General features: G+C 57.9%; 27 protein-coding genes. 24 read left to right on the top strand and 3 right to left on the bottom strand.

All coding sequences use genetic code 11. The features are described 5' to 3' along the window. The first annotated feature begins 42 nt into the window (after window positions 1-42). From flhD to umuC, 17 genes are all read left to right on the top strand, one after another. The gene (gene flhD / locus M495_RS15070) at window positions 43-393 is read left to right on the top strand and encodes a flagellar transcriptional regulator FlhD (RefSeq protein WP_020827542.1); all 351 of its coding nucleotides are present in this window, start codon (window positions 43-45) and stop codon (window positions 391-393) included. Continuing rightward, entirely contained in the window at window positions 393-977 is a 585-nt protein-coding gene (gene flhC, locus M495_RS15065) for a flagellar transcriptional regulator FlhC (RefSeq protein WP_020827541.1), read from the top strand. The genes flhD and flhC overlap by 1 nt, the downstream gene beginning before the upstream one ends. A 158-nt stretch (window positions 978-1135) precedes the next feature. Further along, window positions 1136-2026, top strand: a complete 891-nt coding sequence (gene motA / locus M495_RS15060) for a flagellar motor stator protein MotA (RefSeq protein ID WP_020827540.1) — start codon at window positions 1136-1138, stop codon at window positions 2024-2026. Then, window positions 2023-2988 (top strand): flagellar motor protein MotB, encoded by a 966-nt coding sequence (gene motB / locus M495_RS15055; protein WP_020827539.1) that lies wholly within the window; start codon window positions 2023-2025, stop codon window positions 2986-2988. The genes motA and motB overlap by 4 nt, the downstream gene beginning before the upstream one ends. A 4-nt stretch (window positions 2989-2992) precedes the next feature. Then, complete coding sequence (cheA, locus tag M495_RS15050) at window positions 2993-4966, top strand: chemotaxis protein CheA (RefSeq protein ID WP_041414712.1); 1974 nt, start codon at window positions 2993-2995, stop codon at window positions 4964-4966. A 32-nt stretch (window positions 4967-4998) separates the two neighbouring features. Then, window positions 4999-5499 (top strand): chemotaxis protein CheW, encoded by a 501-nt coding sequence (gene cheW, locus M495_RS15045; RefSeq protein ID WP_020827537.1) that lies wholly within the window; start codon window positions 4999-5001, stop codon window positions 5497-5499. 171 nt (window positions 5500-5670) lie between these two features. Then, window positions 5671-7341, top strand: coding sequence for a methyl-accepting chemotaxis protein (locus M495_RS15040; protein ID WP_020827536.1), 1671 nt, complete (start codon window positions 5671-5673; stop codon window positions 7339-7341). Window positions 7342-7425: 84 nt separating this feature from the next. Continuing rightward, window positions 7426-9051, top strand: coding sequence for a methyl-accepting chemotaxis protein (locus M495_RS15035; protein WP_020827535.1), 1626 nt, complete (start codon window positions 7426-7428; stop codon window positions 9049-9051). A gap of 28 nt (window positions 9052-9079) precedes the next feature. Then, the gene (cheR, locus tag M495_RS15030) at window positions 9080-9952 is read left to right on the top strand and encodes a protein-glutamate O-methyltransferase CheR (protein ID WP_041414709.1); all 873 of its coding nucleotides are present in this window, start codon (window positions 9080-9082) and stop codon (window positions 9950-9952) included. Next, window positions 9952-11001 carry a protein-glutamate methylesterase/protein-glutamine glutaminase gene (locus M495_RS15025; protein WP_020827533.1) on the top strand — a complete coding sequence of 350 codons (1050 nt, stop codon included), beginning with the start codon at window positions 9952-9954 and terminating at the stop codon, window positions 10999-11001. The genes cheR and M495_RS15025 overlap by 1 nt, the downstream gene beginning before the upstream one ends. Window positions 11002-11289: 288 nt before the next feature. Further along, window positions 11290-11679: a chemotaxis response regulator CheY gene (gene cheY, locus M495_RS15020; protein ID WP_020827532.1), complete on the top strand. Its 390-nt coding sequence runs from the start codon at window positions 11290-11292 to the stop codon at window positions 11677-11679. Between the two features lie 12 nt (window positions 11680-11691). Further along, the gene (cheZ, locus tag M495_RS15015; RefSeq protein ID WP_041414707.1) at window positions 11692-12336 is read left to right on the top strand and encodes a protein phosphatase CheZ; all 645 of its coding nucleotides are present in this window, start codon (window positions 11692-11694) and stop codon (window positions 12334-12336) included. A 173-nt stretch (window positions 12337-12509) separates the two neighbouring features. Next, window positions 12510-13661, top strand: coding sequence for a flagellar biosynthesis protein FlhB (gene flhB / locus M495_RS15010; RefSeq protein ID WP_020827530.1), 1152 nt, complete (start codon window positions 12510-12512; stop codon window positions 13659-13661). Continuing rightward, entirely contained in the window at window positions 13654-15732 is a 2079-nt protein-coding gene (gene flhA, locus M495_RS15005; protein ID WP_020827529.1) for a flagellar biosynthesis protein FlhA, read from the top strand. The genes flhB and flhA overlap by 8 nt, the downstream gene beginning before the upstream one ends. Further along, a complete protein-coding gene (locus tag M495_RS15000) occupies window positions 15732-16136 on the top strand; it encodes a flagellar protein FlhE (protein WP_020827528.1) in 405 nt (134 codons plus the stop codon). The genes flhA and M495_RS15000 overlap by 1 nt, the downstream gene beginning before the upstream one ends. Window positions 16137-16346: 210 nt before the next feature. Further along, window positions 16347-16781 carry a translesion error-prone DNA polymerase V autoproteolytic subunit gene (gene umuD / locus M495_RS14995; RefSeq protein WP_041414703.1) on the top strand — a complete coding sequence of 145 codons (435 nt, stop codon included), beginning with the start codon at window positions 16347-16349 and terminating at the stop codon, window positions 16779-16781. Further along, on the top strand, window positions 16765-18027 hold the full coding sequence (gene umuC, locus M495_RS14990; RefSeq protein ID WP_020827526.1) for a translesion error-prone DNA polymerase V subunit UmuC: 1263 nt from the start codon (window positions 16765-16767) through the stop codon (window positions 18025-18027). Before umuD ends, umuC begins: the two co-directional genes overlap by 17 nt. A 60-nt stretch (window positions 18028-18087) precedes the next feature. On the opposite strand, the gene M495_RS14985 is transcribed toward umuC, so the two are convergent. The 3 genes from M495_RS14985 to flgA all read right to left on the bottom strand — a co-directional run bounded on the left by M495_RS14985 (window position 18088) and on the right by flgA (window position 19697). Beyond that, the gene (locus M495_RS14985) at window positions 18088-18522 is read right to left on the bottom strand and encodes a flagella synthesis protein FlgN (RefSeq protein WP_020827525.1); all 435 of its coding nucleotides are present in this window, start codon (window positions 18520-18522) and stop codon (window positions 18088-18090) included. A 47-nt stretch (window positions 18523-18569) separates the two neighbouring features. Continuing rightward, window positions 18570-18896 (bottom strand): flagellar biosynthesis anti-sigma factor FlgM, encoded by a 327-nt coding sequence (flgM, locus tag M495_RS14980; protein ID WP_020827524.1) that lies wholly within the window; start codon window positions 18894-18896, stop codon window positions 18570-18572. Between the two features lie 147 nt (window positions 18897-19043). Continuing rightward, window positions 19044-19697: a flagellar basal body P-ring formation chaperone FlgA gene (flgA, locus tag M495_RS14975; protein ID WP_020827523.1), complete on the bottom strand. Its 654-nt coding sequence runs from the start codon at window positions 19695-19697 to the stop codon at window positions 19044-19046. Between the two features lie 163 nt (window positions 19698-19860). Here flgA and flgB point away from each other — a divergent pair, with 163 nt between their 5' ends. The 7 genes from flgB (at window position 19861) to flgH (ending at window position 25124) form a co-directional block, all read left to right on the top strand. After that, a complete protein-coding gene (gene flgB, locus M495_RS14970) occupies window positions 19861-20274 on the top strand; it encodes a flagellar basal body rod protein FlgB (RefSeq protein ID WP_020827522.1) in 414 nt (137 codons plus the stop codon). 5 nt (window positions 20275-20279) lie between these two features. Next, window positions 20280-20684 carry a flagellar basal body rod protein FlgC gene (gene flgC, locus M495_RS14965; RefSeq protein ID WP_020827521.1) on the top strand — a complete coding sequence of 135 codons (405 nt, stop codon included), beginning with the start codon at window positions 20280-20282 and terminating at the stop codon, window positions 20682-20684. Between the two features lie 12 nt (window positions 20685-20696). Continuing rightward, window positions 20697-21374, top strand: coding sequence for a flagellar hook assembly protein FlgD (gene flgD / locus M495_RS14960; protein WP_020827520.1), 678 nt, complete (start codon window positions 20697-20699; stop codon window positions 21372-21374). Between the two features lie 186 nt (window positions 21375-21560). Further along, window positions 21561-22784: a flagellar hook protein FlgE gene (gene flgE / locus M495_RS14955; RefSeq protein ID WP_020827519.1), complete on the top strand. Its 1224-nt coding sequence runs from the start codon at window positions 21561-21563 to the stop codon at window positions 22782-22784. Window positions 22785-22796: 12 nt separating this feature from the next. After that, entirely contained in the window at window positions 22797-23552 is a 756-nt protein-coding gene (locus M495_RS14950; RefSeq protein ID WP_020827518.1) for a flagellar basal body rod protein FlgF, read from the top strand. Window positions 23553-23570: 18 nt separating this feature from the next. Continuing rightward, entirely contained in the window at window positions 23571-24353 is a 783-nt protein-coding gene (gene flgG / locus M495_RS14945) for a flagellar basal-body rod protein FlgG (RefSeq protein WP_020827517.1), read from the top strand. A 72-nt stretch (window positions 24354-24425) separates the two neighbouring features. Beyond that, complete coding sequence (flgH, locus tag M495_RS14940) at window positions 24426-25124, top strand: flagellar basal body L-ring protein FlgH (protein WP_020827516.1); 699 nt, start codon at window positions 24426-24428, stop codon at window positions 25122-25124. Window positions 25125-25220: the final 96 nt, after the last annotated feature.

Genomic DNA, 25220 nt, shown 5'->3' with positions numbered 1-25220 from the left:
CCCAGCGTATGTTTTTAAACATAGTCTGTCGGGATGGGGAATATGGGTACGTCTGAATTACTTAAGCATATTTATGACATCAATTTGTCGTATTTACTTTTAGCACAGCGTCTGATTAATGATGAAAAAGCATCGGCAATGTTCCGTCTGGGTATCGACGAAACCATGGCCGATGCGCTTGTTCAACTTACGTTACCGCAAATGGTCAAATTGGCTGAAACCAACCAGCTGGTTTGTCACTTCCGCTTTAACGATCACCAAACCATCGAGCGTCTGACGAAAGAGTCTCGCGTGGACGATCTGCAGCAAATCCATACCGGTATTTTGCTCTCAAGCCATTTACTGCAAGAACTGTCGGCGAAAGACGGCAGTGCGACGAAGAAAAGAGCTTGATGATGGCAGAGAAAAGTATTGTTCAGGAAGCCAAGGATATTCAGCTGGCCATGGAGCTGATTACATTGGGTGCGCGTTTGCAGATGTTGGAAAGCGAAACGCAGCTCAGCCGTGGGCGTTTGATCAAGCTCTATAAGGAGTTACGCGGCAGTCCACCGCCGAAAGGGATGTTGCCGTTCTCGACGGACTGGTTTATGACCTGGGAACAGAACATCCATTCATCGATGTTCTACAACGCCTACAGTTTCCTGATGAAAAGCGGGCACTGCACGGGCGTTGAAGCAGTGATTAAAGCCTATCGTCTGTATCTGGAACAGTGTCCGCACCAGCCGGGTGAGCCGCCGTTGCTGGCGCTGACGCGAGCCTGGACGCTGGTGCGCTTCGTCGATAGCGGCATGCTGCAGCTTTCTGCCTGCAACTGCTGCGGTGGCACTTTTATCACCCACGCGCACCAACCGTTGAACAATTTTGTTTGCAGTTTATGCCAACCCCCATCCCGCGCAGTAAAAAGACGTAAACTTTCGCCGCAACTGGCCGATATTATTCCTCAACTGCTGGACGAGCAGGTTAAACGCGCAATTTGAGCCGGCGGCAGCGCCGGTTTATCCAGATTTAAACCGATTGGTGAAATGCAGGGTTCGGCGTGCCGAACCCAAAGGCGCAGCTCAGCCTGTTGTGCCCGTGCGGCTCATATGCGCGCTTAGCCCACCTTCCATCCACATTGTTAATTTAAGGAATGCGTGTGTTAGTTATTTTGGGTTATCTCGTGGTATTGGGTGCGGTCTTTGGGGGCTACCTGATTGTGGGGGGCCATCTGGGCGCGCTTTATCAGCCGGCAGAATTTCTGATTATCGGCGGCGCGGGTATCGGCGCTTTTATCGTGGGCAACAACGGTAAGGCGATAAAATCCACCCTGCGCGCCATTCCCAAGCTGATGCGTCGTTCGAAATACAGCAAAGATCTCTACATGGATCTGATGGCGCTGCTGTTCCGGCTGCTGGCCAAATCCCGTCAACAAGGCATGCTTTCCCTCGAGTTCGATATTGATAATCCGCAGGAAAGTGAAATTTTCTCTAATTATCCCCGCATTCTTGCCGATAACACCCTGGTGGAGTTTATTACCGATTACTTACGGCTGATGGTGAGCGGCAACATGAATGCCTTTGAGATCGAAGCCTTGATGGACGAAGAGATCGAAACCTTTGAACAGGAAAGCGAGGTGCCGGCAGGCAGCCTGGCGATGGTCGGTGACTCGTTGCCGGCCTTCGGCATTGTTGCGGCGGTGATGGGGGTGGTGCATGCGCTGGCCTCGGCCGACCGCCCGGCAGCCGAACTGGGGGCGTTGATCGCCAACGCGATGGTCGGCACCTTCCTGGGCATTTTGCTGGCTTACGGCTTTATCTCACCGCTGGCGACCCTGTTGCGACAAAAGAGTGCCGAAAACGTCAAAATGATGCAGTGCATCAAGGTCACTTTGTTGTCCAGTTTGAATGGCTACGCGCCGCAGATTGCGGTCGAATTCGGCCGTAAAACGCTGTACACCACCGAACGTCCCTCCTTTGTTGAGCTGGAAGAACATGTGCGTCGCGTGAAGGCGCCGGCACAGCAGGCGACGGAAGAAGAACAGGCATGAAACAGAATCACCCGGTTGTTTTGGTCAGAAAACGCAAGTCGCATCACGCCAGCCATCATGGGGGTTCCTGGAAGATTGCCTACGCCGATTTTATGACGGCAATGATGGCTTTCTTCCTGGTGATGTGGCTGCTGGCAATCGCCAGCCCGCAGGAACTGACGCAAATCGCCGAATACTTCCGCACGCCGCTGAAGGTGGCGCTGACTTCCGGCGACAAGAGCAGCTCTGAAAGCAGCCCGATCCCCGGCGGCGGCGACGATCCTACCCAGCAAGACGGGTTGGTGAAAAAGCAGATTGATACGCTCGAGAAGCGTGACGAAGAGCTGCGGCTGAACAAGCTGCGGGAAAAACTGGACGAACTGATTGAGTCCGATCCGCGCCTGAAAGCGCTGCGGCCGCATCTGTTGATCAACATGATGGATGAAGGCTTGCGCATTCAGATCATCGACAGTCAAAACCGTCCGATGTTCAAAACCGGCAGCGCGCAGGTAGAAAGCTACATGCGCGACATCCTGCGGGCGATTGCGCCGATCCTCAATGACCTGCCGAACAAAATCAGCCTGTCCGGCCACACCGACGATATTCCCTACGCCACCGGCGAGCGCGGTTACAGCAACTGGGAGCTTTCGGCCGATCGCGCCAACGCGTCGCGGCGCGAGCTGATCGCCGGCGGGCTGTCGGAAGGGAAGGTCCTGCGGGTGGTCGGCATGGCCGCCACCATGAGCCTGAAACAACACGGCGCCGACGATGCCATCAACCGTCGCATTACCGTTCTGGTGCTCAACAAACAAACCCAGCAGGGCATTGAACATGAAAATGGCGAAAGCAACGCGATGGAGATTGCCCAGCCGGTCGATTTAAAACCGTTGGCCCCGTCGGCGACGGCTCCGGCCACCCTCATTGCACCGGAGCAGCCGGCGGCTGTCCCTGCACCGACTAACAGCGACTCACAGCAGAGGTGACCCCGTGAGCATGGATATTAGTGCGTTTTATCAGACCTTTTTTGATGAAGCAGACGAGTTGCTGGCCGACATGGAGCAACACCTGCTGGAGCTGGATCCGCTGGCTCCGGACATTGAGCCGCTGAACGCCATTTTTCGCGCAGCGCACTCGATCAAGGGCGGTGCGGCGACCTTTGGCTTTTCGGTGCTGCAGGAAACCACCCACCTGCTGGAGAACCTGTTGGACGGTGCGCGGCGTCAGGAAATGAGCCTGAGCACCGAGATTATAAACCTGTTTCTGGAAACCAAAGACATTATGCAGGAGCAACTGGACGCTTATAAAACTTCGCAAAAGCCTGACGTCGACAGCTTTGAATACATCTGTCAGGCGTTGCGGCAGCTTGCGTTGGACGCACAGCAGCAAGATGCCCCCGCAGCACCTGCCGTCGCGCAACACGCCGTCGCAGCACCGGCGGCCATTGAAGGCGGCATGCGGGTTTGTCTGTGTGGTCTGAAGCCGAACGAAGTCCCGTTGATGCTGGAAGAGTTGGGCAACCTGGGTGAGGTGAAAAACCCGCATCAGACCGAAAACAGCCTGGAAGTGACGCTGCTGACCTCCGCCAGCGAAGATGACATCAGCGCGGTGCTGTGTTTTGTACTGGAGCCGGAGCAAATCAGTTTTACCACGCCGCCTCAGGCTGAGCTGCCGCCGGTAGCGATCGAGCCGGTCGCTGCCGTTGCCGTTGCGCCCGTGGCCGCCAAACCGGCGCCGACGGTGGCGGAAACGCCCAAACCGCGCGCCAAGGCCAGCGAATCCACCAGCATCCGCGTAGCGGTAGAAAAAGTGGACCAATTGATCAATCTGGTGGGGGAGTTGGTGATCACCCAGTCGATGCTGGCGCAGCGCTCCGGCAGTCTGGATCCGGTGAATCACGGCGATCTGCTCAACAGCATGAGCCAGTTGGAACGCAACGCACGCGACCTGCAAGAGTCGGTGATGTCGATCCGTATGATGCCGATGGAATACGTATTCAGCCGCTTCCCTCGTCTGGTGCGCGATCTGGCCGGCAAGCTGAACAAGCAGGTGGAATTGCAGCTGCAGGGCAGTTCTACCGAACTGGATAAGAGCCTGATTGAACGCATTATCGATCCTCTGACACACCTGGTGCGCAACAGCCTGGATCACGGCATTGAAGATCCGGCCACGCGCCTCGCGGGGGGCAAGTCGGAGGTGGGGAACCTGATCCTGTCGGCAGAGCATCAGGGCGGCAATATCTGTATCGAAGTCACCGACGACGGCGCCGGCCTGAACCGCGAGAAAATTCTCGCGAAAGCGGCCTCGCAGGGGCTGGCGGTCAGCGACAGCATGAGCGACGAAGACGTCGGCATGCTGATTTTCGCGCCGGGCTTTTCTACCGCCGAGCAGGTGACCGACGTTTCCGGCCGTGGCGTCGGCATGGACGTGGTGAAGCGAAATATTCAGGAAATGGGTGGGCACGTCGAAATCCATTCCCAGGCGGGCAAGGGGACCTCTATCCGGATCTTGCTGCCGTTAACGCTGGCGATCCTCGATGGTATGTCGGTCAAGGTGAACAATGAAGTGTTTATCCTGCCGCTCAACGCGGTAATGGAATCGCTGCAGCCGCAGGCTGAAGATCTGCATCCGTTGGCCGGTGGCGAGCGGGTGTTGCAGGTGCGCGGGGAATATTTGCCGCTGGTGGAGCTATTCCGAGTGTTCGACGTGGCGGGGGCCAAAACCGACGCCACCCAGGGCATTGTGGTGATCCTGCAAAGCGCCGGCCGCCGCTATGCGCTGTTGGTGGATCAACTGATCGGCCAGCATCAGGTGGTGGTGAAGAATCTGGAAAGCAACTATCGCAAGGTGCCGGGCATTTCCGCCGCCACCATTCTCGGTGACGGCAGCGTGGCGCTGATTGTCGATGTCTCGGCGCTGCAAACCCTGAACCGCGAGCAGCGTCAGACGGACGCGGCTGCATAATAATTAATCTATTGATTTAAAGGGTGAATGACATGGCAGGACTGGCAACCGTCAGCAAACTGGCTGGCGAAACGGTAGGGCAGGAGTTCCTGATTTTTACCTTGGGTAACGAGGAATACGGCATTGATATCCTCAAGGTGCAGGAGATCCGCGGTTACGATCAGGTTACGCGCATTGCCAATACTCCGGCCTTTATCAAGGGCGTCACCAACCTGCGCGGCGTGATTGTGCCGATTATCGATTTGCGGGTGAAGTTCGCCCAGCAGGACGTGTCCTACGATGAAAACACCGTGGTGATCGTGTTGAACTTTGGTCAGCGGGTGGTGGGTATTGTGGTTGACGGCGTGTCTGACGTGCTGTCGCTGACCACCGAACAGATCCGCCCGGCGCCGGAGTTTGCCGTGACGCTGGCCACCGAATACCTCACCGGGCTGGGCTCGTTGGGGGAACGCATGCTGATCCTGGTCGATATCGAAAAGCTGCTGAGCAGCGAAGAGATGTCACTGGTCGACAGCGTCGCGAAAAGTGCCTGATCCGCTCCCCGTAGGGGCGCGGCATGCCGCGCCCTGATTCGAAAACCGGACAAACCCAAACTCTGCACAAAATAGTTACCTCTTCTCATAAAGTTCTTCCCCGCCGCGCCGATAACTCTGTCAATCAACGTAATCAGGGCCTGTCCGCGCGGGCGTTCAACAAGGGAAAACATGTTTAATCGTATGAAGGTGGTCACCAGCCTGTTACTGGTGCTGGTGTTATTTGGCGCCTTGCAGCTGGTTTCAGGCGGGCTCTTTTTCTCCTCACTGAAGAATGACAAAGAAAACTTCACCGTTTTGCAGACCATTCGCCAGCAGCAGTCCGAGCTGAACGAAAGCTGGGTCAACCTGCTGCAGGCTCGCAACACGCTGAACCGTGCCGGTATTCGTCACATGATGGACGCCAATAACATCGGCAGCGGCGCCAGCGTCACCGAACTGTTGGCTCGCGCCAAGAGCAACCTGGTGGTTGCGGAACAGCACTATGCCGCCTATGACAAAATTCCTCTCGACGCCCGTCAGGACGCGCAATCGGCCGAAAAGCTGAAACAGCAATACGGCATCTTGCAGGGCGCGTTGACCGAACTGACCCAACTGCTGGGTGAAGGCAAAATCAACGCATTCTTTGATCAGCCGACGCAAAGCTATCAGGACGCGTTCGAAGACATCTACAACATCTATCTGGCGCAAAACGACAAGCTTTACCAGACCGCGGTTGAAGACAGCAATAAGTCATTCAGCTTCGCCATCTGGACGCTGGTGGTGGTGCTGTTGGTGGTACTGGCCGTGATTGTGCTGGTGTGGAGCGGTATTCACCACATTCTGGTGCGCCCGCTGAACCGAATGATCGAACACATCAAGATGATTGCCGCCGGCGATTTGACTCAGCCGATCGCCGTGACCAGCCGCAATGAAATGGGCGTGCTGGCAGCCAGCCTGAAGCATATGCAGAGCGAATTGATCGACACCGTCAGCGGCGTGCGTCAGGGTGCCGACGCCATCTACAGCGGCGCTTCCGAAATTGCCGCCGGCAACAACGATCTCTCTTCACGTACCGAACAACAGGCTGCCTCGCTGGAAGAAACCGCCGCCAGTATGGAGCAGCTGACCGCGACGGTGAAACAGAACGCCGAAAATGCCCGTCAGGCCAGCCAACTGGCATTGAGTGCCTCCGAAACCGCGCAGAAAGGCGGCAAGGTGGTGGCTAACGTGGTGCAGACCATGCACGACATCGCCGGCAGTTCGCAGAAAATTGCCGACATTACCGGCGTAATCGACGGCATTGCCTTCCAGACCAATATCCTGGCGCTGAACGCGGCGGTCGAAGCGGCGCGTGCCGGTGAACAGGGCCGTGGCTTTGCGGTGGTGGCCGGTGAAGTGCGTAACCTGGCGCAGCGCAGTGCCCAGGCGGCGAAAGAAATCAAAGGCCTGATCGAAGACTCCGTCAATCGCGTCGATATGGGCTCGGTACTGGTAGAAAGCGCCGGGGAAACCATGGGCGATATCGTCAATGCCGTGACCCGCGTTACCGACATCATGGGTGAAATCGCTTCGGCGTCGGACGAACAGAGCCGCGGTATCGATCAGGTCGGCCAGGCGGTGGCGGAAATGGACCGCGTCACTCAGCAGAACGCCTCGTTGGTAGAAGAGTCCGCGTCGGCGGCAGCGGCGCTGGAAGAACAGGCCAGCATGCTGACCCAGTCCGTGGCGGTATTCCGCTTGAAAGCGGCAGGTCAGGAAGAGTTCAAAATGCCCGTCAGCAGCAAGGCGGCAGTAACACCGGTACTCAATCATAAAAAAATGAACGCCAGCGATCCGCAGGATAACTGGGAAACGTTCTAACCGGCATTGGGCCTCCCTGCATTCCCGGGGGAGGCCGATTCCCCGTCGTAAGCTGGCCCTCGGCCGGCTGCAAGGAGGTTCATAGTGTTTAACCGAATCCGCGTCTCTACCAGCTTGTTTCTGTTGTTGATGACTTTTTGTGTTATGCAGTTGGCCACCAGCGGCTTGTCGTACACCGCTTTCCGTTCCGATAACCACAATCTGAACCTGATCACCCTCGGCAGCCAACAGCGCGACGCCCTCAGCCTGAGCTGGGTTTCCCTGCTGCAGGCCCGCAATACGCTGAACCGTGCCGGGACCCGTGCGGCGCTCAAACTGCCGCAGGATCAGGTCAATGCCTTGATGGGCAACGCGCGCAGTTCGCTGCAGAAAGCCGACCTCTATTTCAACCAGTTCCTGGCCGTGCCGCGTAACAGCGAGCAGGAACAGCAGCTGACCGAAACCACCAAAGCCAGTTACGACCGGTTGCGCAGCGCGTTACGTGAGCTGATCGGTTTCCTGGAAAACGATCGGCTGCAGGCCTTTATGGACCAGCCGACGCAGAAAACTCAGGATCTGTTTGAAGCGGATTTTGTCCAGTATCTGCAGTTGGTAAACGCCAACGTGAGCGAAGCCAATGCGGCGAATCAGCAATCCTTCACCCTGTCCGGTTGGCTGGTGGCCGGTGCGGTACTGATGTTGCTGGTGGTGACCGGCAGCGCCATGTGGTGGTTACGCAATATGCTGGTGCAGCCGCTGAACATTATGCGCAGTCATTTTGACCGCATTGCAGCCGGCGATCTGGCCACGCCGATTCAGGTGTATGGCCGCAATGAGATCAGCCAGCTGTTCGCCAGTTTACAGCGCATGCAGCAGTCGCTGATCGGCACCGTTGGTGCGGTACGTGACGGTGCCGAGTCGATCCTGATTGGCCTGCAGGAAATCTCCGAAGGCAACAACGATCTCTCTTCCCGCACCGAGCAGCAGGCCGCCTCGCTGGAAGAAACGGCCGCCAGCATGGAACAGTTGACCGCGACGGTGAAACAGAACGCTGATAACGCACGTCAGGCCTCTCAGCTGGCGCGTGACGCCTCTACCACCGCAGCCAAGGGCGGCGAACTGGCGGGCGACGTGGTGACCACCATGCATGATATTGCCAACAGTTCGCAGAAGATTGGCGCTATTACCAGCGTTATCGACGGCATTGCCTTCCAGACCAATATCCTGGCATTGAACGCGGCGGTCGAAGCGGCGCGTGCCGGTGAGCAGGGGCGAGGTTTTGCGGTGGTGGCGGGTGAAGTGCGTAATCTGGCACAGCGCAGCGCCCAGGCGGCAAAAGAAATCAAAGGTCTGATCGACGAATCGGTCAGCCGGGTCAAGCAAGGTTCGGTGCTGGTTGAAAACTCCGGTGCCACCATGCAGGACATCGTCCGTTCGGTCACTCGGGTTACCGACATCATGGGCGAAATCGCCTCGGCGTCCGACGAACAAAGCCGCGGCATTGAACAGGTCACGCAGGCCGTGACCCAAATGGATCAGGTAACCCAGCAGAACGCCGCGCTGGTAGAAGAAGCCGCCTCGGCGGCCACCGCACTGGAGGATCAGGCGATTACCCTGGCCGATGCGGTGTCGGTATTCCGCCTGGCGGACGATAACTTCACCGCGCAGGCCAACCATCAAGACGCAGTTTCACCCGTGGTAAAGGAAGCCCCAGATTGTCAAACCGCATAAGCAGCCCGTTTTTTTTGAGTGATATGGCATGAAGCCGGCGCCGTCGAACCCTAACAGAGACCCTGCGACATTGTTGACGCAGATGGTGCAGCGCCTGCCGTTGCTGGACGTGCATTTTCGTCGCATCAGCCAACTGATTTATCAGCGTGCCGGCATCGTGCTGGCAGAGCACAAGCGCGAGATGGTTTATAACCGCCTGGTGCGACGCCTGCGGCTGCTGGGCCTGAACGACTTTGGCGATTATTTGGCGCTGCTGGAAAGCGATCCTAACAGCGCCGAATGGCAGGCGTTTATCAATGCCCTGACCACCAACCTGACGGCGTTTTTCCGCGAAGCGCATCACTTCCCGATCCTGGCGGAGCACGCGCGTCAGCGGCCGAACGGCTACAGCGTGTGGAGCACGGCGGCCTCGACCGGCGAAGAGCCTTATTCGATTGCCATCACCTTAAGTGAGGTGCTCGGGCAGCGCGCCACCGGCTGCCAGGTATGGGCCAGCGATATCGATACCCAGGTGCTGGAGAAAGCGGAAGCGGGCGTTTATCGCCAGGAAGATCTGCGTACCCTGACGCCGGCGCAGATGCAGCGTTATTTCCTGCGCGGCACCGGCCCGCATCAGGGGTTGGTGCGGGTGCGGCCGGAGCTGGCGGGGAGGGTGAATTTTCAGACGCTCAACCTGTTGGCGCCAGAGTGGGCGTTGCCGGGGCAATTCGACGCTATTTTCTGTCGCAACGTGATGATCTATTTCGATAAGGCGACACAGGAGCGCATTCTGCGCCGCTTCGTGCCCTTGCTTAAACCGGGGGGCCTGATGTTTGCCGGCCACTCCGAGAATTTCAGCCAGATCAGCCGGGATTTCTACTTGCGTGGGCAGACCGTGTATGGCCTGACCAAGGAGAGGTAATGAATAAAATCAGAGTATTGAGCGTAGACGATTCGGCCCTGATGCGGCAGCTGATGACCGAAATTGTCAACAGCCATCCCGATATGGAGATGGTGGCGAGCGCGCCCGACCCTCTGGTCGCGCGCGATCTGATCAAAAAGTTTAACCCGCAGGTGCTGACGCTGGACGTCGAAATGCCGCGCATGGACGGCCTCGACTTCCTCGAAAAACTGATGCGTTTGCGGCCGATGCCGGTGGTGATGGTGTCGTCGCTGACAGGCCAGGGGTCGGAAATCACGCTGCGCGCGCTGGAGCTGGGGGCGGTGGATTTTGTCACCAAACCGCAGCTTGGCATCCGCGAAGGCATGTTGGCCTACAGCGAGCTGATAGCCGAAAAAATTCGCACCGCGGCCAAGGCGCGCTTGCCGCAACGCTCCAGCAGCCCTGCACCGGCGATCCTCAGCCATACGCCGCTGTTGAGCAGCGAAAAACTGATTGCCATCGGGGCCTCTACCGGCGGCACCGAAGCCATTCGGCAGGTGCTGCAACCGCTACCGGCCACCAGCCCGGCGTTGTTGATCACCCAGCATATGCCGCCGGGGTTTACGCGCTCGTTCGCCGAGCGGCTGAACAAGCTGTGCCAGATTACGGTGAAAGAGGCCGAGGACGGCGAACGCGTGCTGCCGGGCCATGCCTACATCGCACCGGGCGATCGCCATATGGAACTGTCACGCAGCGGTGCCAACTATCAGGTGAAGCTGCATGACGGCCCGGCGGTCAATCGTCACCGGCCATCGGTAGACGTGCTTTTCCGCTCGGTTGCGCAGTACGCCGGCCGAAATGCAGTTGGCGTGATCCTGACCGGCATGGGCAATGACGGCGCGGCGGGCATGTTGGAAATGCATCGTGCCGGTGCCTACACCCTGGCGCAAAACGAGGCCAGCTGTGTGGTGTTCGGCATGCCGCGTGAGGCGATCGCCACCGGTGGGGTGAATGAAGTTGTCGAACTGGAGCGCATGAGCCAACGCATGCTGGCGCAAATTGCCGGTGGGCAGGCGCTGCGTATTTGATTTTTACCCTTAATTATACCCGTCGCCTTTCGAGCCGCAGCGTTGTTACCTGCTTACAAGGCCCATCCATGGTCCTTGCCCTTTCAGGGCCGCTGCAAGCAGCGTTCAAATCTGTTCCCGACAGATTTGTCGCTCACCCCAGTCACTTACTTCTTGAGTAAGCTCCTGAGGATGAGCGAGCTGGTCGCCTGGCTGCAACTCGAAATTCATAGGGTATATAGGGGGTTATAGCGAACAGCTGCCGTGAGGCTGGCTGTTGTTTGGATTAGGTAAACCTTGGGAGTATATATGGCAGATAAGAGTCTCAGATTTCTGGTGGTGGATGACTTTTCCACTATGCGTCGCATCGTCAGAAACTTGCTGAAAGAGTTGGGATTCAACAACGTAGAAGAGGCCGAGGACGGTGCGGATGCGCTGAACAAACTGCGTGCCGGCGGCTTCGATTTCGTGGTGTCCGACTGGAACATGCCGAACATGGACGGCCTGGAACTGTTGCAAACCATTCGTGCCGATGGCGCATTGGCGGCGATGCCAGTGCTGATGGTGACGGCGGAAGCCAAGAAAGAAAACATTATCGCGGCGGCGCAGGCCGGTGCCAGCGGTTACGTGGTGAAACCTTTTACGGCGGCGACGCTGGAAGAAAAGCTCAATAAGATTTTTGAAAAACTGGGCATGTAAGGAGAGAGGGCGATGAGAGACATTCCAATGCCTGCCAGCGATGCGGCAACCGCGGGGGAGATCATCTCGCGCATTGGCCAACTGACGCGGATGCTGCGCGACAGCATGCGCGAACTGGGGCTCGATCAGGCGATCGCCCAGGCGGCAGAGGCAATCCCGGATGCACGCGATCGTCTTGATTACGTGGTCACCATGACGGCGCAGGCGGCGGAACGGGCGTTGAACTGTGTGGAAGCGGCGCAGCCGCGCCAGGCACAGCTGGAGTCCGAAGCCAAAGGATTGAAAGGCCGTTGGGACGAGTGGTTCGCCAACCCGATAGAGTTGGACGACGCCCGTGAATTGGTTACCGATACCCGTCAGTACCTGGATCAGGTGCCGGAGCATACGGCGTTCACCAATGCCCAACTGCTGGAAATCATGATGGCGCAGGATTTCCAGGATCTGACCGGCCAGGTGATCAAACGCATGATGGACGTGGTGCAGGAGATTGAAAAGCAGCTGCTGATGGTGCTGATGGAAAATATTCCTGAGCAACCGGCGAAAGAGAAAAAACCGAACGACAGCCTGCTCAATGGCCCGCAGCTCGACCAGAATGGCGCCGGCGTTATCGCCAATCAGGCGCAGGTGGACGATCTTCTGGACAGCCTGGGTTTCTGATAGCTCCTGGGGCGCATTTTGTTGCGCCCCAGACAGGCAGCACTGATCCTGCGTCCCCAATCTTCCCCATCCCGCAAATAACCGTCCTTTTCTCCCGTTGTTCCACCAATGAAATCAGCATTTTTTTGGCATGCTGACCGCAATTTTATTCCCTCCGGCACAGGAACCGCCCCGTGGCTGAAGACAGCGATCTGGAAAAGAGCGAGGCCCCCACGCCCCATAGGGTGGAGAAGGCGCGTGAAGATGGCCAGATCCCGCGTTCCCGCGAGCTGACGTCGGTGCTGATGCTGGTGGCAGGCCTGTCGATCATCTGGGTTTCCGGCGGCAACATGGCGCAACAGTTGGCGGCCATGCTGACCCAGGGCCTGAATTTCGACCACGGCATGGTCAGTAACGACAAGCAGATGCTGCGCCAGTTGGCGATGTTGTTACGCCAGGCGGTATGGGCGCTGTTGCCGATCATGGCCGGGTTGGCGCTGGTAGCGCTGACGGCGCCGATGCTGCTGGGCGGCCTGCTGCTGAGCGGTAAATCGCTCAAGTTCGATCTCAAGCGCATGAACCCGCTGTCCGGGCTGAAACGCATCTTTTCCAGCCAGGTGCTGGCGGAGCTGTTGAAGGGCATCCTGAAGGCGACGCTGGTAGGGTGGATCACCGGTTTATACCTGTGGCACAACTGGGCAGCGATGCTGCATCTGGTGACGCAACAGCCGCTCGATGCGCTGGGTAACGCGCTGCGAATGATCATCTTTTGCGGCCTGCTGGTGGTACTCGGGCTGACGCCGATGGTGGCGTTTGACGTGTTTTACCAACTGTGGAGCCACTTCAAAAAGCTGAAGATGACCAAGCAGGACATCCGCGACGAGTTCAAGGAGCAGGAGGGTGACCCGCACGTTAAAGGGCGCATCCGACAGCAACAGCGTGCCGTTGCACGGCGGCGAATGATGGCCGACGTCCCCAAGGCCGACGTCATTGTGACCAACCCGACGCATTACGCCGTCGCGCTGCAGTACAACGATAAAAACATGAGTGCGCCGAAGGTGCTGGCCAAGGGGGCCGGCGAAATTGCGCTGCGCATTCGTGAACTGGGGGCGGAACACCGTATTCCCATGCTCGAAGCACCGCCGCTGGCACGTGCTCTATATCGACACAGCGAGATTGGACAACACATTCCCGCCACCCTGTATGCCGCCGTGGCCGAAGTATTGGCCTGGGTTTACCAGCTGCGACGCTGGCGGCGCGAAGGGGGGCTGATCCCGAAAAAACCTGAACGTTTACCGGTGCCGGAAGCACTGGATTTTGCTGGAGAAAGTAATACAAATGGCTAATTTGGCCGCCTTGCTTCGTTTGCCGGGCAGTTTTAAAGATACGCAGTGGCAGGTGCTGGCCGGCCCGATACTGATCCTGATGATCCTGTCGATGATGGTGCTGCCGTTGCCGGCATTTATCCTCGATCTGCTGTTCACCTTCAATATTGCCTTGTCGATCATGGTGTTGCTGGTAGCGATGTTTACCCAGCGTACGCTTGAATTTGCCGCATTCCCCACCATTTTGCTGTTCTCAACCTTGCTGCGCCTGTCGCTCAACGTAGCTTCGACGCGCATCATCCTGATGGAAGGGCATACCGGATCTGCCGCCGCAGGCCGCGTGGTAGAGGCCTTCGGTCACTTCCTGGTGGGCGGTAACTTCGCCATCGGTATCGTGGTGTTTATCATTTTGGTGCTGATCAACTTTATGGTTATCACCAAGGGTGCCGGGCGTATTGCCGAAGTGGGCGCACGCTTTGTGCTGGACGGCATGCCGGGCAAGCAGATGGCGATCGATGCCGATCTCAACGCCGGTTTGATCGGTGAAGAAGAGGCGAAAAAACGTCGCTCTGAGGTCACGCAGGAAGCGGACTTCTACGGTTCGATGGACGGTGCCAGTAAGTTCGTCCGTGGCGATGCGGTCGCCGGTCTGATGATCATGATGCTAAACGTGGTCGGTGGTCTGTTGGTCGGCGTGCTCCAGCACGGAATGGAACTGGGCACGGCGGCGGAAACTTACACCTTGCTGACCATCGGTGACGGCCTGGTGGCGCAGATCCCGGCGTTGGTGATTTCGACCGCCGCCGGCGTGATCGTGACTCGCGTGGCGACCGATCAGGACGTTGGCGAGCAGATGGTTGGCCAACTGTTCAACAACCCACGGGTTATGTTGCTCAGCGCCGCGGTACTCGGCCTGCTTGGGCTGGTCCCGGGGATGCCGAACCTGGTATTCCTGCTGTTTACCGCCGCTCTGTTAGGGTTGGCCTGGTGGCTGCGCGGGCGCGATCAGCAAGCGCCCAAAGTGCAGGAAGTGCCGGTCACCCAGGATAATCCGCAGGCGGTGGAAGCCAGTTGGTCTGACGTGCAGCTGGAAGATCCGTTGGGGATGGAGGTCGGTTACCGGCTGATCCCGATGGTGGATTTCCAACAGAATGGTGAATTGCTGGGCCGTATCCGCGGCATCCGTAAAAAATTCGCGCAGGAGATGGGCTATTTGCCACCGGTGGTGCATATCCGCGACAACCTGGAACTGCCGCCGGCCAGCTACCGTATTTTGATGAAGGGCGTAGAAATCGGCAGTGGCGAAGCGCAACCGGGCCGCTGGCTGGCAATTAACCCAGGCAATGCGGTGGGCGAGTTGGCGGGGGATAAAACTACCGATCCGGCGTTTGGGCTGGAAGCGGTATGGATTGACAGCGCGCTGCGCGAGCAGGCGCAGATCCAGGGCTTCACCGTAGTGGAAGCCAGCACGGTGGTCGCGACGCACCTTAATCATTTGATTGGCCAGTTTGCCAGTGAGCTGTTTGGCCGACAGGAAGCGCAGCAATTACTGGATCGCGTCGCACAGGACATGCCGAAGCTGACCGAAGATTTCGTGCCGGGCGTGGTAAGCCTGACCACGCTGCACAAGGTGTTGCAGAACCTGCTGGCGGAACGGGTTTCCATCCGCGATATGCGCACCATTATTGAAACGCTGGCGGAGCATGCCCCATCACAAACCGACCCTTATGAGCTGACCACCGTGGTGCGCGTGGCGCTGGGAAGGGCGATCACCCAACAGTGGTTCCCGGGCAACGGTGAAATTCAGGTGATTGGCCTGGATACCCAGCTCGAGCGTCTGTTACTGCAAGCGCTGCAGGGCGGCGGCGGTTTGGAACCGGGCCTGGCGGATCGTTTGTTGGATCAGGCCAAACAGGCGTTGCAGCGGCAGGAAATGCTCAGCGCGCCGCCGGTACTGTTAGTGAATCACGCACTGCGGGCCTTGCTGGCGCGTTTCCTGCGTCGCAGCCTGCCGCAGATGGTGGTGTTGTCGAATCTGGAGATCAATGACGACCGCCAAATCCGCATGACCTCCACCATTGGGGCCGCATAATGAAACACCGTCTGGCGTTAATTTGCCTGTTAGCGCCGTTGAGCGTGCAGGCAGCATCCGGTTCTTGGGTAGCCGACAGCGTCGGCGCAACGCTGGAATATGGTGGTGAGCGGGGGGAATCGCCGGGGTTACGCGCCCCCAATGCGTTGCCGGACGCCAATGCCCGCATCACCAGCGTAAGTTGGCGTTACCGGCTGCTGGCCGATGAGCCGGCGGGCATGCAGGCGCAGCTTTGCACCCTGACGCGCTGCATTGTGTTGGGCGGTGGCAGCGGCAGCAGCACCGGGCTGAAAGGGGAACCGGCGAACGCCGAACTGCGTTTTGTTTATTACGTGCAGGCGCGCGGTAGTCTGAATCCGCCGCTGCGCGTGATCAGCAATCAGGTGATTGTGAATTACGAGTAAAACTAAAACGACACAAGCCAGGCTCCTCTGGCCGTTGCCCTTGACCTGGTTTTATTCCGTTACCCCAAAGCGTGTTTAGCCACGGGGCAGGTAGGCCAATTTAAATTGCCTGATGCTTCAACTGCTTTCAGGAATTTTATTATATGCCGCTTGATCGTTGCTGCCGATCATGGATACTGTATATAAATACAGTTATTCGGATCGGCCATTATGCAGTTTATTCACCCCAGTCAGCTCACTCCCGGTTTATTACTTCCCCTCTTTATGGAGCGAGTCCCCTGCGGTTTTCCCAGCCCGGCTCAGGACTATGTCGAAGACAGTCTCGACCTGAATAAGCTGGTGGTGAAACACCCCAGTGCGACGTACTTTGTCCGGGTCAGTGGTGATTCGATGATCGGCGCAGGTATCAGCCACGGTGACTTACTGGTGGTTGATCGTTCCTTGACCGCCGTTCATGGCGACATCGTCATAGCGGCAGTGGCCGGCGAATTTACCGTGAAGGAGCTGCAAACCCATCCACGTATTCAGCTGGTGCCTCATAATACGGATTATTCTCCGATCGTTTTCCAGGCCGAAGAAGAGCTGGAAATCTTTGGCGTTGTGACATTTACCTTGAAATCAAACCGACATGTTCGCACTTGTTGACGTCAACAGCTTCTACACGTCCTGCGAGACTGTTTTTCGGCCAGATCTTAAGGGCAAACCGATCGTCGTCGTTTCAAACAATGACGGATGCGTTATTTCACTTTCGGCGGAAGCCAAAGCGCTGGGCATCAAAATGGGGGCGCCTTACTTCAAAATCAAAGAGCAATTACGGCACCAGCAGGTCAGCGTTTTTAGCTCGAATTATACGCTTTATGCCGATCTCAGCCATCGGGTGATGCTGACGCTAATCGAGATGGCCCCTGTCGTAGAGATATACTCCATCGATGAAGCTTTTATCGATGTGTCTGGCCTGAGTAGCAGCCTTCCGCTGAGCACCTTTGGCCATCAAATGCGCGATCGGGTGTTAAAGAATACCGGGTTAACCGTTGGCGTGGGGATCGCGCAAACCAAGACACTGGCGAAGATCGCCAATTTTGCGGCAAAGAAGTGGCGTCAAACGGGGGGCGTTGTTGAGTTGTCCGATCCTGAGCGCCTGCGAAAACTGCTGGCGTTAGTGCCGGTGGACGAGGTGTGGGGCGTGGGCCGCCGCATTGGCAAGAAGCTCAGCTTTATGGGGATCGAAACGGCGCTACAGCTTGCTGACTGTTCAACCTGGGTGATCCGTAAACACTTTAATGTGGTACTCGAACGTACGGTTCGTGAATTGCGCGGCGAATCCTGTTTGGCCTTGGATGAGTTTGCGCCCACCAAACAGCAGATCATCTGTAGCCGCTCATTTGGTCATCGCATCACGGCTTATCAAGATATGCGCCAGGCCATTTGTACCTATGCGGAACGCGCAGCCGAAAAGCTCAGGGCAGAGAAGCAGTTCTGCTGTGTGATCAGCGTCTTTATGCGAACCAGTCCCCATGCCGAGAATGAAACATTTTACGGCCCTCAGGCCAGCGGGCGCCTGGCGATCCCTTCCAACGATACGCGTGACATTATTCGCGTTGCTGTCAGTGCGCTTGACCGTATCTGGAAAGACGATTTTCGCTATATGAAAGCCGGTGTGATGCTGAGTGATTTCTTTAGCCAGGGGGTGGCGCAGCTTAATTTGTTTGATGAACACCAGCCCAGGCCTAACAGCAGTGAGTTAATGCAGACCCTTGATCGGCTTAATCAGTCCGGTCGGGGCACGGTGTGGTTTGCCGGGCAGGGGATCCAAAAAAGCTGGGCGATGAAACGCGAAATGCTGTCCCCCAGCTATACCACAAGGTACTCGGATCTGCCGTTCGTCAAATAGCCCTGGGGTCTTATCATCCACCGGTTGAGCCGCTCAGGTGGATCAACAATCATTCTTTGATTAAACGCCGATTTTTCGCCCCAGCAGGCTGGCATTGCGCGACTGGCCATCCGGGCCGTAGAGCGATTTGTTTTGCTTGCTCAGGATCGCCAACGCTTGAGCGTTGTGATCGATCTGTTGATTGAGCAGCATGCCGTTATGCTGGTTTTTTTCCCGCAGCTGCTGGCTGAGCGTTTGTACTCGTTGCCAGCCGTCCGCCAGGCGCGGGTGCGCGGAATAGGGTGCCTGTTGCCCCTGTGCGCGCTCCAGGTTCAGCCGCTGCTGCTCCAGATAGTTTACCGTGGCCAGCAACTGGCTCTTGGCATCGGTAGCGCGTTGCAGCGCCACGCCCGGTAATTGTCCCGAACAGAGCAGATGATGTTCTTCCGTCAGCACCGTACTCAGCGCATTCAGGGTTTCCAACAGCTTATCAATCAGTTGCGCCAGACTTTCCATTACGAATAACCACCTGTCAAAGAATTCCTTGGTGTTTAACCCGAGGGTTAAGCCTCCGGCGTTTGCTGGCCGTTAGCCATCCACAGGGCATCGCTTTGCGCGTCTTTCAGTAGCGCATCGGCAATTTTCCCGGCATCCATTTTCAGTTCGCCGTTGCGGATCGCCTGCTTGATGGCGTCCACCCGATTCATATCAATATCTTGCGTACCCGGCTGCATCAGGCGCGCTTGCGCGTCGCTCAATTTTACCTGGGTGCCGCTGACGGTGTTTTCCGTCTGGGCAGCTTTGCGTGGCTGAAGTGGGCTTTCAGTCGCGGTTTCACGAGGTTGCACCGTTGGAACGGGTTGCAGCCGCTGGGTGCGATCGATACTCATGGTCAATCTCCATCGATGCCGTCGCCGCGAAGGCAATGGCTGATATTTTGTGGCCCTGGCGGCCAATAAAAGTCTGCTTATGATTTTCTTATCGGCAGGTTTTGATAAACCTTTACCTTTTTATAACCCAATACGGATCGTACCGTCTTATAACCCAATACGGATCGTACCGTCATCACTGGCTATGCCGCTGACGATTTGTCCGGAAGCCATACGCACACGGACGTTGTCTTCGGCGGCAGCATTGTTCATGGCTTTGCCCGTACCGCTGATGTTAAATCCACTTCCCTGCGCGGTCACCTGTACCGCCTGACCGGCCTTGATCACCCAGGCGCGACGCAGCATGGCGAAGGTCAGCGGCTGACCGGGACTGATATTGCGCAGGCTGACGGCCCCCAGCGCTTTGCCGGTTTCGCTTAGCGTGCGCGGTGGCAAGGTGTCGAGCCGGCCACTTTTAAAGGTGATATCCGCCGCCGTCAGCTTGCTGCCGGCGCTGATGCCGCGGGCCGACACCAGATATTGGCCGATCACCTGAACCTGGGTCTGGATAAAGCGCCGTTCCTGGCCGCAGCGTGCCGAAACGCTGATATTACCCCAACGCCGCGCATTCTGTGGCAAAGAGAGCTGCGGGAATTCGCACTGTGGCCATTGGGTGGCGGGCGTGCGCACCAGCACTTTAACCTGCACCGGACTGCCGCTGAACTGGCTGCTGATGAAGCGATCGATCTGCGCCGCCAGATCTTCGGCCCGTGCGTTCAGGCTGCACAGCAGGGCTGCCAACAACAGCATTTTCGCTTTCATCTCCGCTTCTTCCTCAAAAAGCCTCAGGGTGCGCGTAAGTGTACCCGGAGTGCGCGCAGGCTAAGCAGATAAATAGCGACGCATTTTGCCCTTATTCCCACGATAGGCTGGCGGAAGGGACGTTTATGCTGTCGGCTCCAAATTCTAACCTCGCGGAGGGAGCATGATCGACAAACTGGACGCTGCTCTGCGCTTTGGTCAAGAGGCGCTGAACCTGCGCGCCCAGCGGCAGGAAATTCTGGCCGCCAACATCGCCAACGCAGACACCCCGGGTTATCAGGCGCGGGATATCGATTTCGCCGGCCAACTGAACAAGGTGCTGGAACAAGGGCGCGCCAGCGGCAGTGGCATTGCGCTGAACATGACGTCATCGCGCCATATTCCGGCGCAGAACATGCAGCCGCCACAGCTCGACTTGCTGTTCCGCGTGCCGGATCAGCCCTCCATGGACGGCAACACGGTTGACATGGATCGCGAACGCACCAACTTCGCCGATAACAGCCTGAAGTATCAGACCGACCTGACGCTGATCAACGGTCAGATCAAAGGGATGATGTCAGTGTTACAACAAGGATAAGGCGCATGTCGCTACTGAATATTTTTGATATCTCCGGCTCGGCGCTGTCTGCCCAGTCGCAACGCATGAACGTCAGCGCCAGCAACATGGCCAATGCCGACAGCGTCACCGGGCCGGACGGCCAACCCTACCGCGCCAAGCAGGTGGTGTTTGAAGTTGCTGCCGCGGCCGGACAACCTACCGGCGGCGTACGCGTAGCGCAGGTGGTTGACGACCCGGCGCCGGAGCGTCTGGTTTACCAACCGGGTAACCCGCTGGCAGACGGCAAGGGCTATGTGCGCATGCCTAACGTGGATGTGGTGGGTGAGATGGTCAACACCATTTCCGCCTCCCGCAGCTATCAGGCCAACGTCGAGGTGCTCAACACCACCAAGTCGATGATGATGAAAACCCTGACGCTGGGTCAATAACCGGAGCTTGCCATGGCGATTGCCGCAACCACCACTGAATCGCTGGATAACAGCGTCATCGGTGCCAACGCAAAAAATAACACCAGCCAGGATCTGAGCAACAGCTTCCTGACGCTGCTGGTGGCGCAGTTGAAGAATCAGGATCCGACCAACCCGATGCAGAACAATGAACTGACCAGCCAATTGGCGCAGATCAATACCGTACAGGGCATCGAGAAACTCAACACCACGCTGGGGTCGATCTCCGGGCAGATCAACAGCAATCAATCGCTGCAGGCTACCGCTTTGATCGGCCACGGCGTGATGGTCCCGGGCAGCAATATTCTGGCCGGTAGCAAAGACGGCAAGGTCAGCACCACGCCGTTTGGTCTGGAACTGGAGCGTGCGGCCGACTCGGTGACCGCCACCATCACCGACGCCACCGGCAAAGCGGTACGCACCATTGATCTCGGCGGCCTGACCGCTGGCGTGCATTCGTTCAGTTGGGACGGGTCGATGACGGACGGCACCACCGCACCGGACGGTGCCTACAGCTTTACGATCAACGCCAAAGCCAACGGCGAACAGCTGGTGGCGCGCAACCTGCATTTTGGCATGGTCAACGGCGTCATCCGCGACGCGAACGGCGCGAAGCTGGATCTGGGCCTGGCGGGCAGCGCCACGCTGGAGGATGTCCGGCAGATCCTTTAACCCAATACCCTTCATCCTTCAGGCTGCAGCGTTGTTGGCTGTGCGCACTCACCCCAGTCACTTACGTGAGTAAGCTCCTGGGGACTCCTGCGCTTGCCGCCTAACTGCAACATGAAAGCTATTGGGTATCTCAAAACACTATCAGGCGTTATCGGACGATAGCCTGACCACTATTCGGAGAATGACATGGCCTTTTCTCAGGCAGTAAGCGGCTTAAACGCGGCAGCAACCAATCTGGACGTGATCGGTAACAACATCGCTAACTCCGCCACTTCCGGTTTTAAATCAGGCAGCGTTTCCTTTGCTGACATGTTCGCCGGTTCACAGGTTGGCCTGGGCGTTAAGGTGGCGGGGATCACCCAGAACTTTAAAGGCGGCACCACCACCGGCACCAGCCGTGCGCTGGACGTGGCGATTTCCGGCAACGGTTTCTTCCGTCTGCAGGATCAGGACGGCGGCATTTTCTACAGCCGTAACGGCCAGTTCAAACTGGATGAAAACCGCAACCTGACCAACATGCAGGGCCTGCAACTGACCGGCTACCCGGCTGCCGGTACGCCGCCGACCATTCAACAGGGCGCGAACCCGGTGCCGCTGAGCATTCCGGAAGGCATGATGAACGCCAAGGCGTCAACCTCCGGCAACATGGTCGCCAACCTTAAATCCACGCATAAGGTTCCGGATAACCACACCTTCGATCCCGCCAAGAAGGATTCTTACAACTACGTCAACACCATCACCACTTATGACTCGTTAGGGAACGCGCACAACATCAACGCCTACTTTGTAAAAACCGACGAGAACAAGTGGCAGGTTTATACCCAGGATGGAACGGCTGCTCCGGTAGATGCCGGTACCATGACGTTCGACACCAGCGGCAATCTGGCCAGCACCACCAGCAAACAAGGCACCGCCGGCGAATTCAGCATGCTGATCCCGATGGAGGCCAAAGATGGCGCGCCGGCACAGAATTTCACCCTGAACTTCGCCAAGAGCATGCAGCAGAGCGTCAGTGCCGATTCCGTCAGCAAAGTGTCGCAGGATGGCTATGGCGCAGGTGAATACACCAACTTCCAGATCAACAACGACGGCACGGTGATGGGCATCTACTCCAACCAGCAGACTCAGGTGCTGGGCCAGATCGTCATGGCCAACTTCTCCAACCCGGAAGGCCTGTCTTCTCAGGGCGATAACGTTTGGCAGGAAACCGGCGCATCCGGCCAGCCACGCGTAGGTCTGGCGGGCAACGGCGGTTTGGGCAAACTGACCAGCGGCGCGCTGGAAGCCTCCAACGTCGATCTGAGCCAGGAACTGGTGAACATGATCGTCGCACAACGTAACTACCAGTCGAACGCCCAAACCATCAAAACGCAGGACTCGATCCTGCAAACGCTGGTTAGCCTGCGCTAATAGGACTGATTTATGGATCACGCGATTTATACCGCGATGGGCGCAGCGCGACAGACGCTGGAGCAGCAGTCTGTCACCGCCAATAATCTGGCCAACGCATCGACGCCGGGCTTTCGCGCCCAGCTGTCGGCGCTGCGTGCCGTGCCGGTGGATGGGCCAAGCTTGCCGACGCGAACGCTGGTTACCGCGTCAACGCCGGGCGCGGACATGAGCCAGGGGGCGCTGAATTACACCGCCCGCCCGCTGGACGTGGCGCTGCAGCAGGACGGCTTTCTGGCCGTCAGCCTGCCGGACGGCGGCGAAGCCTACACCCGTAACGGTAACATCCAGATCTCCTCCACCGGGCAGTTGACGGTGCAGGGCGTGCCGCTGATGGGCGACGGCGGACCGATTGAGGTACCCCCGTCGGCAGAGATCACCATTGCCGCCGACGGGACCATCTCGGCGCTGAATGCGGGCGATCCGCCGAACAGCATTGCTCAGATCGGCAGGCTGAAACTGGTGAAGGCCGACGCGCGCGAAGTGATGCGTGGCGATGACGGGTTGTTCCGCCTGACGCCGGAAACCCAACGGCAGCGCGGCAATCAGTTGCCGAACGATCCGCTGGTGCAGGTGATGCCGGGCGTGCTGGAAGGCAGCAACGTCAAACCGATGGAAACCATGGTCGACATGATTGCCAACGCCCGCCGCTTTGAAATGCAGATGAAGGTCATCCACAGCGTGGATGAAAATGAACAGCGCGCCAATTCATTGTTATCAATGAGTTAATTAGCAAGGAAATAACCCATGATCCCATCTTTATGGATTGCCAAAACCGGTCTGGATGCGCAGCAGACCAATATGGACGTGATCGCCAATAACCTGGCCAACGTCAGCACTAACGGTTTTAAACGCCAGCGTGCAGTATTCGAAGATCTGCTGTACCAGACCATGCGTCAGCCGGGGGCGCAGTCCTCCGAGCAGACGACGCTGCCGTCCGGGCTGCAGATCGGTACCGGCGTGCGGCCGGTGGCGACCGAGCGTCTGCACAGCCAGGGCAACCTGTCGCAGACCAACAACAGCAAGGACATCGCCATCAAGGGGCAGGGCTTTTTCCAGGTGATGATGCCGGACGGCACCCTGGCCTATACCCGCGACGGCTCGTTCCAGAGAGATCAGAACGGCCAACTGGTGACCGCCAGCGGCTTCCAGGTGCAACCGGCGATCACCATTCCGGCCAATGCCCTGAGCATCACCGTCGGCCGCGACGGCATCGTCAGCGCCACCCTGCAGGGGCAGACCGCCGCCCAGCAGGTGGGCCAACTGACGCTGACCACCTTTATCAATGACAGCGGCCTGGAAAGCATGGGCGAGAACCTGTACCAGGAAACCGAGAGTTCCGGTGCGCCGAACGAGAGCACGCCTGGGCTAAACGGTGCAGGTCTGCTGTATCAGGGCTATGTGGAAACCTCCAACGTCAACGTGGCGGAAGAGCTGGTCAACATGATCCAGACCCAACGTGCTTACGAAATCAACAGCAAAGCGGTATCGACGTCCGATCAGATGCTGCAAAAGCTGACGCAACTGTAATTGACGGGCGCTGCAGCGCCCGTAACCCTATTTTGTGAAACAAAGGCGATACCCGTGGTAACCACAACTCTGATGGAAAACCCGCCGCAAGGAAAACGCTGGCTGGCGGCAATGGTGATGCTGACGCTGAGCGGCTGCGCTTACATTCCACATAAACCCCTGGTTGACGGGGCTACCACGGCACAGCCGGCGCCGGCGGGCGCGCCCGTGCCGAACGGTTCCATTTTCCAGACGGTGCAGCCGATGAACTACGGTTATCAGCCGCTGTTTGAAGACCGTCGTCCGCGCAACGTCGGCGATACCCTGACGATCGTGCTGCAGGAAAACGTCAGCGCCAGCAAAAGCTCTTCTGCCAACGCTAGCCGCAACGGGGCCAGCAAGTTCGGCGTAGCCACCTCGCCACGCTACCTCGATGGCTTGCTGGGCAATGCGCGTGCCGACATGGATATCTCCGGTGACAGCACCTTCGGCGGCAAGGGCGGGGCCAACGCCAACAACACCTTTAACGGCACCATTACCGTGACGGTCAATCAGGTGCTGGTGAACGGAAACCTGCACGTGGTGGGGGAAAAACAGATCGCCATTAATCAGGGCACCGAATTCATCCGTTTCTCCGGGGTCGTCAACCCGCGCACCATCAGCGGCAGCAACTCGGTTACCTCCACCCAGGTGGCGGATGCGCGCATTGAATATGTCGGCAACGGCTATATCAACGAAGCGCAGACCATGGGGTGGTTACAACGCTTCTTCTTAAATGTCTCACCGTTTTGAGTACAGGCTATTTTTCTTGCCATTTTGAGGTTGGGCAGTGCTCGGGGCAGTCACGTACTGCGTGTACGCTCCATTCCCTGTGCGCCGCCCGCCCCC

Origin of the sequence: Serratia liquefaciens ATCC 27592 (assembly GCF_000422085.1) — a bacterium.
Classification (GTDB): domain Bacteria; phylum Pseudomonadota; class Gammaproteobacteria; order Enterobacterales; family Enterobacteriaceae; genus Serratia; species Serratia liquefaciens.
Note: the sequence above shows the minus strand (reverse complement) of the source record. Positions and strands in the feature narration are given on the sequence as shown.